The sequence below is a fragment of the Streptococcus sp. KHUD_017 genome (assembly GCF_054861245.1).
Genome location: NZ_CM142175.1, coordinates 1,331,689 through 1,348,416, shown reverse-complemented (window position 1 = coordinate 1,348,416; position 16,728 = coordinate 1,331,689). Strand labels below are relative to the sequence as shown.

9 protein-coding genes and 1 pseudogene are annotated in these 16,728 nt (G+C 40.6%); all 10 read left to right on the top strand.

The features are described from left to right. Positions 1 to 15 precede the first annotated feature (15 nt). The 10 genes and pseudogenes from ACVAMZ_RS06650 (at position 16) to ACVAMZ_RS06605 (ending at position 16,719) form a co-directional block, all read left to right on the top strand. On the top strand, positions 16 to 1,083 hold the full coding sequence (locus tag ACVAMZ_RS06650) for an ankyrin repeat domain-containing protein (protein WP_247921753.1): 1,068 nt from the start codon (positions 16 to 18) through the stop codon (positions 1,081 to 1,083). 24 nt (positions 1,084 to 1,107) lie between these two features. Further along, positions 1,108 to 1,695: an SMI1/KNR4 family protein gene (locus tag ACVAMZ_RS06645; protein ID WP_461684397.1), complete on the top strand. Its 588-nt coding sequence runs from the start codon at positions 1,108 to 1,110 to the stop codon at positions 1,693 to 1,695. Beyond that, positions 1,692 to 2,441 carry a hypothetical protein gene (locus ACVAMZ_RS06640; RefSeq protein WP_247921751.1) on the top strand — a complete coding sequence of 250 codons (750 nt, stop codon included), beginning with the start codon at positions 1,692 to 1,694 and terminating at the stop codon, positions 2,439 to 2,441. Before ACVAMZ_RS06645 ends, ACVAMZ_RS06640 begins: the two co-directional genes overlap by 4 nt. A gap of 18 nt (positions 2,442 to 2,459) precedes the next feature. Continuing rightward, the gene (locus ACVAMZ_RS06635; protein WP_461684396.1) at positions 2,460 to 3,416 is read left to right on the top strand and encodes a hypothetical protein; all 957 of its coding nucleotides are present in this window, start codon (positions 2,460 to 2,462) and stop codon (positions 3,414 to 3,416) included. Between the two features lie 196 nt (positions 3,417 to 3,612). Continuing rightward, complete coding sequence (locus ACVAMZ_RS06630) at positions 3,613 to 5,361, top strand: glycoside hydrolase family 13 protein (RefSeq protein WP_461684395.1); 1,749 nt, start codon at positions 3,613 to 3,615, stop codon at positions 5,359 to 5,361. Between the two features lie 15 nt (positions 5,362 to 5,376). Next, positions 5,377 to 5,922 (top strand): SMI1/KNR4 family protein, encoded by a 546-nt coding sequence (locus ACVAMZ_RS06625; protein ID WP_461684394.1) that lies wholly within the window; start codon positions 5,377 to 5,379, stop codon positions 5,920 to 5,922. 266 nt (positions 5,923 to 6,188) lie between these two features. Further along, positions 6,189 to 12,563, top strand: a pseudogene (gene bgaA, locus ACVAMZ_RS06620) (LPXTG-anchored adhesin/beta-galactosidase BgaA); the annotation flags it as partial. An 18-nt stretch (positions 12,564 to 12,581) separates the two neighbouring features. Beyond that, the gene (locus ACVAMZ_RS06615) at positions 12,582 to 13,112 is read left to right on the top strand and encodes an SIALI-17 repeat-containing surface protein (RefSeq protein ID WP_461685179.1); all 531 of its coding nucleotides are present in this window, start codon (positions 12,582 to 12,584) and stop codon (positions 13,110 to 13,112) included. Positions 13,113 to 13,310: 198 nt separating this feature from the next. After that, entirely contained in the window at positions 13,311 to 14,012 is a 702-nt protein-coding gene (locus tag ACVAMZ_RS06610) for an ABC transporter ATP-binding protein (RefSeq protein WP_247921744.1), read from the top strand. A 1-nt stretch (position 14,013) separates the two neighbouring features. Next, a complete protein-coding gene (locus tag ACVAMZ_RS06605; RefSeq protein ID WP_461684393.1) occupies positions 14,014 to 16,719 on the top strand; it encodes an FtsX-like permease family protein in 2,706 nt (901 codons plus the stop codon). The last annotated feature ends 9 nt before the right edge of the window (positions 16,720 to 16,728 follow it).

The following is a 16,728-nucleotide window of genomic DNA, read 5'->3' as shown; positions in this document are numbered from 1 at the left end:
AATAAGAGTTTGACAATGATTACATTAAAAAATATTGGAGAATTTAAATCGGTTCCACAACTTGTTAAGGACATCATAGAGGGAGACACCTTGGCCTTAGACCAATATCTTGCAAGTGGTTGGGATATTGACCAAGAAATAGAAATCAGCAAGTATACCTCTCTAAGCCCAATTGATTTATCCTTGATTACAGGAAATTTTGACTCCCTAAAATGGCTAGTGGAAAAGGGGGCTCATTTAAATGTAAAAAATAACCCTTCATTTTTGTTGGCTGTCAGGTATTGTGATGGTACGTTCATCAAGTATCTTATGGAACATGGAGCAAAGATTCATAGTGTAAATGCTGTAAAGTCGGAAGCCTTTCAAGAAGCCTTATTTGGAAATAAGTTTGATAATCTAGCTATTATCCATGCATTAGGACATAGTGTCGAAAAATATGGCGGAAAAGCATTTAGGAGAGCCGTTGCAGATAGAAATTATCAGGTGCTAGATTTTTTTATTAAAAATGGAGTTGATATAAACTATAATGCCTCCGACTCGGTTTATCCCTTTAAGCCAACGCCTCTCTGTGTAGCTGCAAGATATGTTGACCTAGATATGTGTAAATACCTTGTAGAGCACGGGGCGGACGTGACTCTCACTGAAAAAGATGGTATGAGACCTTATAGTATCGCTATCGAAAAGGGGGATCAAGAGATGGCAGAATACTTTCAAAAACTAGAGCCAGTAGAATTTCATAATTTACGCAATAAATTGGATGAACTAAAACCATTTAAACTGCCTCGGGAACTTACCGATTTTCTTATGAGTCAAGACTTATATTTTGAACTTACTAACTGTGATTTTAAGTGGATAGAGTTTTTCCCTCTCATGCAAACAATTCCCTTAAAAAAAGGTCGTAAAAAATTTCTCCGTATTTCACGGTCAACCGGAGATTATACTCATATCTATATCATTTGGCATCCAAAGACAAATAAAGTAGCTTTTTACGATGAGGAACACGAAACTATAAGTGATATTTGTAGCTTTAAAGAATTTATCTGCAATATGTCTAGACACTTACAAGAAATTCTTGAAGGTTAAGAGAAATCAAAAAGGGGGGCTCTTATGCAACTAATTGACCAAGTTAAAAAAATAGAAACTTATATTTGTGAGTATTTTGAAGACTGGGATTTGGATGACCCTGTAGAGGAAGGATATCTGGAAGATTATCAGGATATTTCTGGTGCTTCCGAGGAAGAGCTTCAAGGCTTTGAGGAAAGATTTGGTATTCGTCTACCTAGTGACTTCAAAGAGCTTTATAGCTATAAGAATGGGAGTAAATACCTCTCTATTTTACCTTGTGTGATTGACCAGAGAGATCTGACTTTTTCTCTCATGAGTCTACAGGAAATTGAGACTTGTAAAAAGTACTTTCAAAATAGAGATGCTCTGTTAACCGAATTTCCCGACTATTTTTCTAGTCAAGACCTGGAAAATATGCGTGATAGCAGGATTAAGCCTTATCTTTTTAATAAAAAATGGCTTCCTTTTGCCCAGTATTGTGACTCTTGTTATCTTATGCTGGATTTTGATCCAGACCAGGAGGGTCAAGAAGGACAGGTTATTTGCTACATCCATGACCCTGATGAAATTATCTATGTAGTAGAAAGTCTTACAAAACTGATTGAAGGGATAATGGAAGAAATCATATGAATGGACAAATGTATCAGATAGCCTGTATCGTGGCAGCAGCTAGGAAGGCTTTAAAAAGTGGTAAAGAAATATGTTATAAGCCTGAAAAATATACAAATAAGTTGAGCTTTCAAATTTTGCCGTCAGAAAATGGGGAAGCTACAGAACTTTCTGTATCTGATTGGTTTGAAAACCTTAAGAAAAAAGGTCTAAAGGACTTACAATTATTTTGTCCTATTTCAGTTGAAGACAGAGGGATTTTAGGCTTTTCCAATACGACACAGAGTTCAATTCTCTGTTTTTATAAAGATGGGAAGGCAAGTTATTTCCTACCAAATTGGGAATCTGCTTCCGCAGGTAGGGGCTGGGATGTGACCTACACTGAGTATGAATGGGAAAGGTCTTCTCAAGACATTCCCCACTATGAAGATAATATCGAAGAATTTAAGGGCATATTGGCTCGTATAGAAGATCTAGCAATTAAAATTGAATGTGACAACTTTGCCAAAGTCTTTCACTCTGCTAGAAACTTTTTGCTAGACCCAGAATCTGGTAAAGGACTGGCAGAACCTCAAATTCCACCGCAACATCTAAGCATATTTAGAGCTGCAAGTGCAGCGGATGTTTTTGGAGCAATGGGCTCCTGGAATGATGAACCTGGATGGCTGGCACAAGATAAGGGACTTGGTCAACAATACGATGACCTTTCGGATCAGTTGCTAAGAAATATTAGATTAGCCATTCTATTTGCCATCAACGAGTGGTGATGGATTAGGAGAGAGAAAATGAGGAAGCTAAAGTTAAGCCTATTGAACAAATGGGAACTTGACAAGAATTATAGTATTGTCCTAAGCTCAGCCATGCTACATGATGGTCGAGCCGTTGTCTTGACCAGTGAGAAGGAAGCTTTCAATCGCTACTGTCTGCTTGAAGTATCGCCTTTGGGTGTGAAGGAGATAGATGCTTGGAATTGTGACCATGTTTGGGAGGAAGAGCCTCTGCTCTATAAAGATGGACAAAATATTGGCATCATCAAGTCTGGCAAGGAAATAGTCTATTATGCTGGTGATTTTTCTCATCCAGAAATCATTGATATAAAGGATCCGCAAGGTATACTTCCTAAAAAGGCACAAGAGAGATATTTTCAAATAGTATCAGATAGCGACCAGATACCCGTGTGTTTTGAAGATCAAGTTTATACAAATCATGCCAGAAACTTTGCCCTTTTAGAGTTTGATAGAGAGAACAAGCAGGCTAAGTGGACCACTTATTCGCATATCGATAAAAAAGATTTAAGCCACCACGATATGAGCTCAGATGCTTGTCCTAAAATCGATAGTATGAAATCTTGGAAGCAAGAGCTCTATGCCTTTACCTCTGGAGAAAGTCAAACCTCTGTCAATAAATGGGGCATGGACTATTATGCTCTTGTTAAAATCTCTAGTGATGGTCGTATTATCGAAAAGTTATTAGAATCTGAACATTTAAAGGCTTCAGGTAAAAAAGCTGGTGTCAATGGAATTTTTACAGATTCGCCTTATCTTATCCTGAACCCCCTATTTAAGAATGATGATTGGAAGGGCAAGCAAAAGCTATTTTCTCTGGCAACGAGAGAATGGTGCGATATAGCCTTGCCTAGAGGAATGAGTAAACACAAGCTTCAAAATATGACAGACAACTTTTGTTTAACCTTCCTCTACGACAGAGGATTAAAAGAACTTGCCCTTTGTCAGATTGACTAGGCTGTGAGGCTGAATTTGGGAGCTTTTTATTGATAGGTGCTGATATTTCTTGATTAGTCTACAGAATTTATTTTGAGTTGTTTTCTCGTTAAATTTGACCAAGTATTGCAAATCGAATCTTAAAATAGTATACTAGTTCTGTTAGTTATGAAAACGTTTGCGTTTTTGTTGATGATGATTATTTAGGAGACAAGACATGGAATTGACAGCCATTTATCATAGACCAGAATCAGAGTATGCTTATCTTTACAAAGAAGGTCAGCTACATATCCGAATTAGAACAAAGAAAAATGATGTCCAGAAGGTTATCTTACACTATGGAGATCCCTTTATTTTCATTGAGGATAAGTATGAAGCCAAGAAAGAAATGACCAAAGTAACCTCAGATGCCCTATTTGACTATTGGCAGGTTACGGTATCAGTTGATTTTGCTCGCATTCAGTATCTCTTTGAACTTCTTGATACAGAAGGTCAGGGTGTCTACTATGGCGATAAGGGTTGTGTAGAATATACTCAGGAAAACTTAGATGCTGATGGAAACGGCTTTAAGCTTCCTTATATTCACGAAATCGACGGATGTCAGGTTCCTAACTGGGTTTCAAATACCGTTTGGTATCAGATTTTCCCAGAACGATTTGCAAATGGAAATCCTAACCTAACTCCAGATGGAGCTAGAGAGTGGGATGCAGAGATTTCCCCGGGTAGAGATGACTTTTTTGGTGGAGATTTGCAAGGAATTATCGACCACCTAGACTATCTAAAAGACTTGGGAATCACAGGATTTTACCTATGTCCGATTTTTGAAGCGACGACCAATCACAAGTATGATACAACGGATTATTTTGAAATTGATCGTCATTTTGGAGATAAGGAAGTCTTTCGTAATCTAGTCGATGAAGCTCATAAACGTGGCATCAAGATTATGCTAGATGCTGTTTTCAATCATATCGGCTACCAGTCTGCCCAATGGCAGGATGTTCTAAAGAACGGAGAAAAATCACCATATAAAGATTGGTTCCATATCCAAGAATTTCCAGTTACTGAGGATAAACTTCAGAATCCAAGACAACTCCCTTATCATACCTTTGCCTTTGCTAGCTACATGCCTAAGTTGAATACAGCTAATCCGGAGGTAAGGGACTATCTCCTCAACGTTGCAACTTACTGGATTGAGAATTTTGATATTGATGCTTGGCGCTTGGACGTTGCCAATGAAATTGACCATCAGTTCTGGAAAGATTTTAGAAAGGCAGTTCTAGCTAAAAAACCTGATTTGTATATTTTAGGTGAAATCTGGCATACGTCTCAGCCTTGGCTAAAAGGGGATGAGTTCCATGCGGTCATGAACTACCCGCTCTCTGAAAGTATTAAGGATTATTTCTTGCGTCAGCGTAAAAAGACAGAGCAGTTTATTTCAGAAATCAACAGCCAGTCTATGTACTACAAGCAACAAATTGCTGAAGTGATGTTTAACCTTCTGGATTCTCATGATACAGAGCGTATCCTTACAACTGCCAATGGGAATATTCAGCATGTTAAGGCTGCCCTAACCTTCCTCTTCCTTCAGCGAGGAACTCCATGTATCTATTATGGAACAGAGCTGGCACTAAAAGGTGGACCAGACCCTGACTGCCGTCGTGTCATGCCTTGGGACCGCGTGTCTGAGGACAATGATATGCTGAATTTCATGAAGAAATTAATCCAAGTCCGTAAGGAAGTTGCAAGCATTATTCAGCATGGTTCATATAGCTTGCAAGAAGTGAAACCAGATGTTATTGTCTTGGAATGGACCTACGAACGAAAAGAAGTTCAAGCTATCTTTAATCAGTCTAAGGAAAATTTTGTCTTGGACAGAGATTCAGTTGATTTGTCTAGTCATTGTCAGGTTAAGGAGGGACAACAAATCATCTTACCAGATGGATTTGTGGTCTATATTTCTGAGTAAAAAAGGATTAAAATAATGGCACTCAAGGAAGTTTATGATTATTTTCGTCACTATGATAAGGAAACTTATCAAGTTGTCGCCTGCATGGGCAATGAACCATCGGAAGAAGATGTTCAGGATTTTGAAAACCAATACGGCATTTCTCTGCCAGAAGATTTTAGAGAATTCACCATGTCAGCTCTTGGAGGCCTCTTTATGGAAGTCAGAGAAGAGCTATGGCCAAGAGCCAAGGCTTACGATGTAGCACCATTTTGGACCTTCTGTCGAGGTATTAAAGTCTTGGGAATTGCAAATGGCATCCCAGATTTCTTAGACATTCGTCTTAAAACCAAGGAATTACACGCTCTGGGTTTTGTGGATTATATTCCATTTCTGTCTATCATCGGGGATGGAGATGTGGTTTTTTGCTTTGATAAGGACAGTCATATTGTAGCTCTAGATTGGTATAATAGTGGCGAATCGGAAGAGCTTGAATGTGATTTTTCAGAACTTTTACTCCATCAAATTGCCGAGCTAGAAGAGCGTAAAAATGAGATGGTCAAGATGTTAAAAGAAGGATAATCAGTAATCGAAGGTAAATTCAGAATAGTTTTTCAGTAACAGCTGTTTCACTTATAGAAACAGCTGTTTTGACGTATTTTTCTAAATGTACATTCAGATTTTTATTATTTTCTACAAAATATAGAAAAAACAATCAAAAGTATGATTTTTACAGTCATAGTATTGAAGTTTCCTATATTATTTTATAAAATAGAAGTAATCATTACAAAAAAAAAGTATAGCGCTTTCAATAAAAATGGAAGCGGTTACTTAACAAGGAGAACCCTATGGGAAAAGATTATTGGAATCGCAAAAGTATCTATAGCATCCGTAAATTTACGGTCGGAACGTGCTCGGTACTTATCGGGACTTGCTCTATTTTATTTGGAGCAAATCTAGCTAGTGCAAGTACTGTATCTGCGGATGAAACTCCAGTCGCTGTTGCTACAGAAAAAGTGGAGAAAGAAACTCCTAAAGAGGAGGCTGTAGATTCAAAAGCTTCTGAACAACCTGTAACAACAGAAACTGTTAACAGTGAAGCAGTAGAAGCTAAGCATGAAGTAGAGAAAAAAGTGGAAGCCCCAACTACTGAGACTTCTCCTGAGAAAAAAGAAACCTCTGATGTAGAAAAGCAAGCTCCAGCTGTGACTCAGGATCAATCTGCTCAAACAGAAAAACCAGAGCTCAAACCTGCAACTAATGATGAGGTAAAACAGTTGATTGAGGATAGAAAAGTAGAATTCAACCAAAACTGGCATTTCAAGCTCAATGCCAATGCTAAAGATGCGGTCAAGCCAGATGCCGATGTTTCTAGTTGGAAGAAATTAGACCTTCCTCATGACTGGAGTATCTACAATGACTTTGACCATGACTCACCTGCCCAAAACGAAGGTGGGCAACTCAATGGTGGTGATGCTTGGTATCGTAAGACCTTTAAACTCGATGAAGAAGACCTCAATAAGAATGTTCGTATCACATTTGATGGGGTTTACATGGATTCTCAGGTTTATGTAAATGGACAGCTAGTTGGTCACTATCCAAATGGTTACAATCAATTCTCATATGACATCACTGACTATCTCCATAAAGACGGTCGCGAGAATGTCGTAGCAGTGCATGCCATCAACAAACAACCAAGTAGCCGTTGGTACTCAGGAAGCGGGATTTACCGTGATGTTACCCTTCAAGTCACAGATAAGGTCCATACTGAGAAAAATGGAACAACTATCTTAACTCCAGACCTTGAAAAACAACAGAATGGTAAGGTAGATACTCATGTAACAAGTAAGATCGTCAATACTGATGATAAAGATCATGAAATTCTTGCTGAGTATCAAATCATTGAACGTAATGGTCAAGCTGTAACGGATCTAGTTCGTACCGCTAGTCAAGTCTTGAAAGCTCATCAATCAGCCAGCTTGAATGCTATTTTACAAGTTGATAAACCAAAACTTTGGACAGTTCATAGCGACAAACCAGCTCTTTACGAATTGGTGACTCGTGTCTATCGTGATGGTCAATTGGTCGATGCTAAGAAGGACTTGTTTGGTTACCGTTACTACAACTGGACACCAAATGAAGGCTTCTCTTTGAATGGTGAACGCATTAAATTCCATGGTGTTTCTCTTCACCATGACCACGGGGCTCTGGGTGCTGAAGAAAACTATAAAGCAGAATACCGTCGTCTTAAACAGATGAAGGATATGGGTGTCAACTCTATCCGTACAACCCACAACCCAGCTAGTGAGCAGACCTTGCAGATCGCTGCTGAGCTTGGTTTGTTGGTCCAAGAAGAAGCTTTCGATACTTGGTATGGTGGTAAGAAACAGTATGACTACGGTCGCTTCTTTGACAAAGATGCCACTCACCCAGATGCTAAGAAAGGTGAAAAATGGTCTGATTTCGACCTTCGTACCATGGTTGAAAGAGGGAAAAATAACCCTGCTATCGTTATGTGGTCTATCGGTAATGAAATCGGTGAAGCAGACGGGAAACCTCGTTCTTTAGCAACTGTTAAACGCTTGGTTCAAGTTATTAAGGCTGTTGATAAGACACGCTATGTCACTATGGGAGCAGATAAGTTCCGTTTTGGTGATGGTAGTGGTGATCATGAAAAGATTGCCAATGAACTTGACGCGGTTGGATTTAACTATTCAGAAGACAACTACAAGAAACTTCGTGCAAAACATCCAAATTGGTTGATTTACGGATCTGAAACGTCTTCAGCTACTCGTACACGTGGAAGCTATTTCCGCCCAGAACGTGAATTGGTCCACAGCAATCAAGCTTACCGACATTATGAGCAATCAGACTACGGTAACGACCGTGTTGGTTGGGGTAAAACAGCTACTGCATCTTGGACTTTTGACCGTGACAATGCTGGTTATGCAGGTCAGTTCATCTGGACAGGTACGGACTATATCGGTGAACCTACTCCATGGCACAACCAAAACCAAACACCGGTTAAAAGCTCTTACTTTGGTATCGTAGATACAGCTGGTATTCCAAAGAATGATTACTACTTGTACCAAAGCCAATGGGTTTCTGCTGAGAAGAAACCAATGGTTCACTTGCTTCCTCACTGGAACTGGGAAAATCCTACTCTAAAAGCGAATGTAGCGGATGCAGATGGTAAAATTCCTGTTCGTGCCTATTCTAACGCTGCAAGTGTAGAACTATATTTGAATGGTGAAACTCTAGGCAAGAAGACATTTACTAAAAAACAAACAAGCGATGGGCGCACTTACCAAGAAGGTGCCAACGCTAATGAACTTTACCTTGAATGGAAGGTTGCTTTTGAACCAGGTACATTAGAAGCAGTAGCTCGTGACGAAGCTGGGAATATTGTTGCTCGTGATAAGATTGTGACTGCTGGAGAACCTGCAGGAGTTCGTTTGGTCAAGGAAGAAAATGCTATCGCAGCTGATGGAAAAGACCTTACTTATATCTATTACGAAATTGTTGACAGTAAAGGTAACGTAGTTCCTACAGCCAATAACCTTGTTCGCTTCCAGTTACATGGTCAAGGTCAGATTGTTGGGGTGGACAATGGGGAACAAGCTAGCCGTGAACGTTACAAAGAACAAGCAGATGGTTCATGGATTCGCAAAGCCTTTAATGGTAAGGGTGTTGTGATTGTTAAATCAACTGAGCAAGCAGGTAAATTCACCTTGACTGCTCACTCTGATTTCTTGAAATCTGGTCAAACAACTATCTTCACAGGTAAGAAAGACCAAGCTGAAAAAACTGTTTTAGGTACAGAGGTGCCTAAAGTACGTACAGTAATCGGTCAAGCAGCGAAAATGCCTTCAAAAGTAGGATTTATCTACAGTGATGGCAGTCGTGCAAAACTTCCAGTAGAATGGTCAGCAGTTGATGTCAACCAACCTGGTATTTTTACTGTTAAAGGTGTGGCAGACGGTCGCGATGTAGAAGCGCGTGTTGAAGTCTTGGCTCTTCAAACAGAATTGCCTGTGGTTAAGAGAATTGCACCAACTACAGACCTGAGTACGGTTGATCCATCTGTTAGCTATGTATTGTCAGATGGTACTCTAGGAAGCTATGACGTTGATAGGTGGGAAGTTGCAGCTGAAGATCAAGCTAAATTAACTATCCTAGGCTCTCGTATCCAAGTTAAAGGAATTTCAGGTGATGATGAAATCACTGCGACCTTTGTGGTCGCCGAAGGTCAAGCGGCTTCACCAGTAGTACCGACTGTAACTGTTGCAGACCAGCCTGTAGAAGGGCTCTCAACTGACCAACCAGTTCTATATCATAAACTTGCCTATGGAGCTACTTTGCCTGAAGTCAAAGCTTTAGCTGAAAATGCGCAAGTTACTGTTATTCAAGCTAACGAAGCAAATGGTATGCGTGCTAGTATTTATGTTCAACCAAATGATGGTGGAGCACTTCAGACTTATGCTATCCAATTCTTACAAGAAGCTCCTCAGATTGAACGTTTAAGCCTAGAAGTTGAAAATGCAGACGCACTGAAAGAAGACCAAACAGTTGGTATCAAAGTCTTGGCTCATTATCAAGATGGAACTCAGGCCGTATTAAAAGCTGACAAGGTAACCTTCTCAACATCAGGTGAAGGAGACGTAGCTGTTCGTAAAGGTATGCTTGAATTGCATAAACCTGGTCAAGTAACTTTGAAAGCTCAATTTGAAGGAGCTGAAGGTCAGATTGACTTGAACATTCAGGCAAATACTGAAAATAAAGTTGTCCAGGCCATTCGTCCAGTAAGTGTCGTGACAGGTTTGAACCAAGAACCAAGTCTACCTGATACAGTAACGGTAGAGTACGATAAAGGATTTCCAAAAGTTCACAAGGTAACTTGGCAAGCAGTTGCTAAGGAAGACCTTGCTAAATACCATAGCTTTGATATTCTTGGTAAAGTAGAAGGAATTGAAAACGAAGCTCATGCTAAAGTTTCTGTAGAAGGTATCATTGCAGTCGAAGAAGTGACTACAACAACTCCAGTTTCAGAAGCTCCTCAATTACCAGAGAGCGTCCGTACTTACCATTCAAATGGACAAGTATCTTCAGCTAAAGTGACTTGGGATGCTATTGATCCAAGCCAGTATGCACACGAAGGTAGCTTTACAGTGACAGGACATGTGGAAGGTACTCAGTTACCAACAAAACTTCATGTTCGTGTATCTGCTCAGACAGAAACTGGTGCCAATATTTCTGACCAGTGGACAGGTTCAGAGTTACCACTTGCCTTTGCATCAGACTCAAATCCAAGTGACTCGGTAGCAAATGTTAATGATAAACTAATCTCATTTAATGATCAACCGGCAAACCGCTGGACAAACTGGAAACGTACAAGTGAAGCATCAGTAGGAATCCTCTTTGGTGATTCTGGTATCCTGTCTAAACGTTCGGTTGACAATCTCAATGTTGCCTTCCACGAAGACCACGGTGTTGGTGCACCTAAGTCTTATGTCATCGAATACTATGTAGGAAAAGATGTTCCAACAGTTCCTAAGAACCCAAGCTTTGTAGCTAGTGAAGACCACGTCTTTAACGATGACAATAACTGGAAACAAGTGACAAATCTTAAAGCTCCAGACCAAGTGAGAGCTGGAGAAATGACTCACTTTAGCTTTGATAAAGTCAATACCTATGCGGTTCGTATCCGTATGGTTAGACCAGATGGTAAATGGGGTACTTCCATTACAGAAATTCAAATCTTCTCTAAACAAGTAGCTGCAGCTAAGAAAGCCCAAGCTCAAATCCAAGTAGATGGAAAAGATTTGCCAAACTTTAACCCTGGCTTGACTGACTATTATCTAGAAGCTAAAGAAGACCAAGCACCAACTGTAACAGCAAGTGTATCAGATAATGGTATTGCTACAGTGATTCCAAGCGTGCGTGAAGGGGATCCAGTTCGTGTTGTCGTTAAGGCTGAAAACGGAGATATTCTAGGTGAATACCGTCTCCACTTTACAAATGATAAAGACTTGCTAGCAAGTAAACCTGTTGTTGCTGTGAAATCATCACGCTTGGTTGCTATGGGCCATACTCTTGAGTTACCTGCGAAAGTCGCTGTTTACTTCACAGGTAAAGATGGCTATGAAGTCAAAGACTTGGCAGTTGAATGGGATGAAGTTCCAGCTGAAAATCTAGCGAATGCAGGTGAATTTACAGTTCGTGGCCGCGTTTTAGGTACTGATTTGAATGCCGAAGTAGCAGTACGTGTGACTGATAAACTCGGTGAAAACCTATCAGACAACCCAGACTTCGACGACGATAGCAACCGTTCATTTGCCTCAGCAACTAACGATATTGATCCAAACTCTCATGACCGTGTGGACTATGTTAACGATGGTTCTGATGATGAAACCCGTCGTTGGACCAACTGGTCTCCAACTCCATCTGATAATCCAGAAGTTTCAGTAGGGGTTATCTTTAGAGAAGCTGGCAAGATTGTTGAACGTACAGTCGCTGAAGGAAGCATTCGATTCTTTTCAGATGGTGGTACAGATGCACCTTCTAAACTAGTCTTAGAGCGCTATGTGGGACCAGAATTTGACTCGCCAGAATATTACTCTAACTACCAACCATACGATCCAGAACATCCATTCAACACTCCTTCTAACTGGGAGAAAGTTGAATACCGTGCGGATCAAGAGATTCAAGCAGGTACTGATATCCATGTAACCTTTGCTCCAGTTAAAGCTAAGGCTATGAGATGGCGCATAGATAGAAAAGCTGATACCAAGGGTGTAGCTATTACAGAAATGACCTTCATTGCTCCAAGTGAAGAACCTAAGGATAGTACAGCTGCAAAACTTCTTGTGGATGGTAAAGAGATTGCTGACTTCTCTGAAGATCGTGTAGATTACCAAGTAACCTATAGTGGAAATCGTCCTCAAGTAACAGTTGAAGCTGGCGAAAACGTAGCAGCAACTATTGTTGATAGTGGTGATGATAAACTTCCAGTCTTGATTCATCTTGTTTCAGAAAGTGGTAAACATATTAAGGAATACCGCATTCAATTGACTAAGGCAGATGCTGAAAGCGCTAAGACAGAACCAGCTGTACACGAAGTTCCAGAGTTCATAGGTGGCGTGAATGGAGAAGAACCGACTATACATGAAGTTCCAGAGTTCACAGGCGGTGTGAATGGGGAAGAACCAGCAGTTCACGAAATTCCAGAATACACTGGAGGCGTGAATGGAGTTGAAGCAGCAGTTCACGAAGTACCAGAATACACTGGAGGCGTGAATGGAGTTGAAGCAGCGGTGAACGAAGTACCAGAATACACTGGTGGTGTGAATGCAGTCGAGGCAGCGGTTAACGATGTGCCAGAATACAAAGGTGGTGCCAATGCAGTCTTTGCAGCGGTGAACGAAGTTCCAGAATATACTGGTGGCGTGAACGCAGCCGAAGCAGAAGTCAATGATGTGCCAGAATACAAAGGTGGTGCCAATGCAGTCTTTGCAGCGGTGAACGAAGTTCCAGAATATACTGGTGGCGTGAACGCAGCCGAAGCAGCGGTCAATGAAGTACCAGAGTACAAAGATGAGCAGTCGATTGTAGCCCTTGCTATGTCACAAGACAAGACTTATCAGGTACCTGCAAGCCGTCAACATATTCTCCCTGAAACAGGTACTAAGGAAAATGCAACCCTTGCAACAGCAGGTGTTGTGGGAGCGCTTCTTGGACTCTTTGCAATGGGAAAGAAGAAAGACGAAGAATAAAATAATCTGACAGTATTTAGATTATAGAGATTGGACAAGAAAACAATCTCAACTATAAAAAGTGGACAAACTAGTTTCAAGAAACAGAACTAGATCTTGTCCGCTTTTTTATGTTTTATATTTAGGGCTTAACTTTCTTTCTATTATTAAAAGAGTTATAATAAAGATGAAAATAGGGATAGAAGAGGAGGAGATAGGATGGCTTACATTGAAATGAAAAATAGCTATAAGAGATATCATACTGGAGAAACAGAAATTGTAGCCAATCGTGACGTCAACTTCGAGATTGAAAAGGGAGAACTGGTCATTATCCTTGGTTCATCTGGAGCAGGAAAGTCAACGGTCTTAAATATTCTAGGTGGAATGGATACCAATGATGAAGGACAAGTTTGGATTGACGGAATCAATATCTCGAATTTCACTTCTCATCAGAGAACCAACTATCGTAGAAATGACGTTGGTTTTGTCTTTCAGTTTTATAACTTGGTTGCTAACTTGACTGCTAAAGAAAATGTCGAGTTGGCATCAGAAATTGTCTTAGATGCCTTAGATCCTGAGCAAGTTCTAAAGGACGTAGGTCTAGGCCATCGTCTCAATAATTTTCCAGCCCAGCTATCAGGTGGTGAGCAACAACGAGTTTCTATTGCAAGAGCTGTGGCTAAAAATCCTAAAATTCTCCTCTGTGATGAACCGACGGGAGCCTTGGACTACCAGACTGGTAAGCAGGTTCTAAAGATTCTTCAAGATATGTCACGTAAAAAAGGGGCCACCGTTATCATCGTGACCCATAATGCTTCCCTTGCTCCTATAGCTGATCGCGTGATTCAGATGCATGATGCTGGTGTCAAGAGTGTTGTTATCAATCCTCAACCACAGGATATTGATGATTTGGAGTATTAAGATGAAAAGAAAGACATATTGGAAAGACCTGCTCCAGTCTTTCACAGGTTCAAAGGGACGGTTTTTATCCATCCTAACTCTGATGATGTTAGGTTCTTTAGCCGTGCTTGGTCTCAAAGTAGCTAGTCCCAATATGGAGCTAACAGCTTGGGCTTATCTGAAAGATACTAATACGGCAGATGTGACCGTCATAGGAGATTATGGGCTTGATCAGGCAGACCAGGCAGAATTGCAAACTCTATCAGGAGCAGATGTCGAGTTTGGTTATATGACAGATTTAACTCTAGAAGGTAGCCAAGATGCTATAAGGATATTTTCCAAGACAGAGAAGATTTCAAAATTTGAGGTGACCCAAGGGCGCTTGCCTGAGCAAGAGGATGAATTGGCCTTGGCGGACTTTTGGAAAGATCGCTATCAGATTGGTCAAGTCATTTATTTGAGTCAAAAAAAGGGCAGTAATTCTCAATTAAAGCGGGATAGTTATACCATTACAGGCTTTGTCCACTCTCCAGATATTTTTTCAAAATCAGATATGGGGAGTTCAGCCAGTGGTAATGGGAACTTAGTAGCATATGGTGTTGTAACTGAAGAAAATTTTAAGAGCTCTGTTTACACGATTGCCCGCCTGCGTTTTGCTAGCCTAACAGATGTCAATCCTTTCTCTAGTGATTACGAAAAGAAGCTAGAGGAAGAAGAGGAGACTTTAAAGGAACTAGTTGCTGATAATGGACAAGCGCGGCTAGAGAAAATGAAGAAGGATGCCCAAGAGTCCCTTGATGAGGGCAAGAAGCAACTGGACCAGGCAGAGACCAACCTGGTAGCTGGCAAGAAACGTCTACAGGAAACCGATACTAAGCTTCAAGGTCAAGAGGCACGGTTAAGCCAATTTCCAGAACCACAGCAGAGTCAAATTTCGAGCCAGATAGAACAAGCAAAAGAACAACTGAAACAAGAAAAGGAAAAGCTGAGCCAAGCCGAAACAGATCTTACTAATGAAAAGGCTAAATGGCAGACCAGTCAGGATGAAGTCAATGCTCTGACAGAGCCAACCTATCATGTTTACAATCGAAAAAGCTCTCCTACTGGTCAAGGTTATCTCATGTATAGTAACTCAGCCATGAGTATTCGTGCCGTGGGAAATATCTTTCCAGTTGTTCTCTATGCCGTCGCAGCTATGGTTACCTTTACCACCATGACTCGATTTGTAGATGAGGAAAGAACAAATGCTGGGATTTTCAAAGCTCTAGGCTACCATAGCAAGGATATCATTGCTAAGTTTGTAATTTATGGTCTGGTTGCTGGTACTCTTGGCACCCTTCTAGGAATTCTGATTGGTCATTATGTCTTAGCACCCACAATCTCACATATCATCACCGAGCGAATGATTGTTGGTGAGAGTCAGCAGCATTTCTACTGGACCTATAGTTGTTTAGCTCTGGGACTAAGTTTAATAACTAGCGTTTTACCTGCCTACCTTGTATCTCGCAGAGAATTGCATGAAGAAGCAGCACAATTATTACTACCCAAGCCACCAGTCAAGGGCTCAAAGATTCTCTTGGAGCGGATAACCTTTATCTGGTCTTATTTGAGCTTTACCCAAAAGGTAACTGCCCGCAATATTTTCCGTTACAAACAACGCATGCTGATGACCATTTTTGGGGTTGCAGGTTCAGTAGCCCTCCTCTTTGCAGGACTTGGTATTCAATCCTCTGTGGTAGGAGTTGCTGATAGGCAGTTTAAGGATCTGCAACAATATCAGATGATTCTCTCTGTCAATTCTCGAGCTTCAGATTCTGATAAGGCCAAACTAGAAGAAAAATTGCAGAGTGATGTAGTTGAAAACTATCGTTTAATTTCTTTCAAACAGGTTGAGGAAAAGTATGTAGGCAAGGCTGGAGTTCAGACAGTGACCATCATGGTAACGGATAAGGATGACCTGGAACCTTTTGTCCATTTAGAAAAAAATGGAGAAAAACTGAGCTTATCAGGTGGAGTCATCCTAACAGATAAATTAGCTCAGTTGGCTGGAGTTTCTGTTGGTGACAACTTTACAATAGATGGGAAAACCTTTAAAGTAGGTGCTATTACTGAGCACTATGTAGGTCACTTTGTTTATATGAATCAGGCGACCTATGAGGAGATATATGGTCAAGCTCCCAAGATGAACACCTATCTGGTCCAACTTAAGGATAAAAGTGAAGGGAATACTGAAAGAGTCGCAGGAGAATTTATGGACCAGGTAGCTGTCAGTGGCCTCGTTCAAAACGCCTCCACCATTCAGCTCTTTGAAAGTTTTGCTAATTCTCTAAATCATACCATGGCGATTTTGGTGCTGGTATCGGTGCTACTAGCTATTGTGATTCTCTATAATTTGACCAATATCAATGTTGCTGAACGGATTCGGGAACTCTCAACCATCAAGGTTCTTGGTTTTCATAACAAAGAAGTGACCCTTTACATCTATCGGGAAACTATCCTATTGTCACTAATTGGAATGATTGTAGGATTGGTATCAGGCTTTTATCTCCATCAATTTCTCATTCAGATGATTGCACCCGGTACCTTCCGTTTTCAACCAAAGGTCGGCTGGGAAGTTTATCTCATTCCAGTTCTAGCTGTCAGTGTCATTTTGACCATCCTAGGAGTTTTTGTCAATCATTATCTGAGAAAGGTGGATATGTTAGAAGCCCTCAAGTCGGTAGAATAGTTTTTTACA

Excerpts from the sequence above, each read along its gene's own strand:
- ACVAMZ_RS06630 (WP_461684395.1), top strand. The coding sequence starts at position 3,613 with ATGGAATTGACAGCCATTTATCATAGACCAGAATCAGAGTATGCTTAT.
- ACVAMZ_RS06640 (WP_247921751.1), top strand. The coding sequence starts at position 1,692 with ATGAATGGACAAATGTATCAGATAGCCTGTATCGTGGCAGCAGCTAGG.
- ACVAMZ_RS06605 (WP_461684393.1), top strand. The coding sequence starts at position 14,014 with ATGAAAAGAAAGACATATTGGAAAGACCTGCTCCAGTCTTTCACAGGT.
- ACVAMZ_RS06610 (WP_247921744.1), top strand. The coding sequence starts at position 13,311 with ATGGCTTACATTGAAATGAAAAATAGCTATAAGAGATATCATACTGGA.
- ACVAMZ_RS06645 (WP_461684397.1), top strand. The coding sequence starts at position 1,108 with ATGCAACTAATTGACCAAGTTAAAAAAATAGAAACTTATATTTGTGAG.
- ACVAMZ_RS06625 (WP_461684394.1), top strand. The coding sequence starts at position 5,377 with ATGGCACTCAAGGAAGTTTATGATTATTTTCGTCACTATGATAAGGAA.
- ACVAMZ_RS06635 (WP_461684396.1), top strand. The coding sequence starts at position 2,460 with ATGAGGAAGCTAAAGTTAAGCCTATTGAACAAATGGGAACTTGACAAG.
- ACVAMZ_RS06650 (WP_247921753.1), top strand. The coding sequence starts at position 16 with ATGATTACATTAAAAAATATTGGAGAATTTAAATCGGTTCCACAACTT.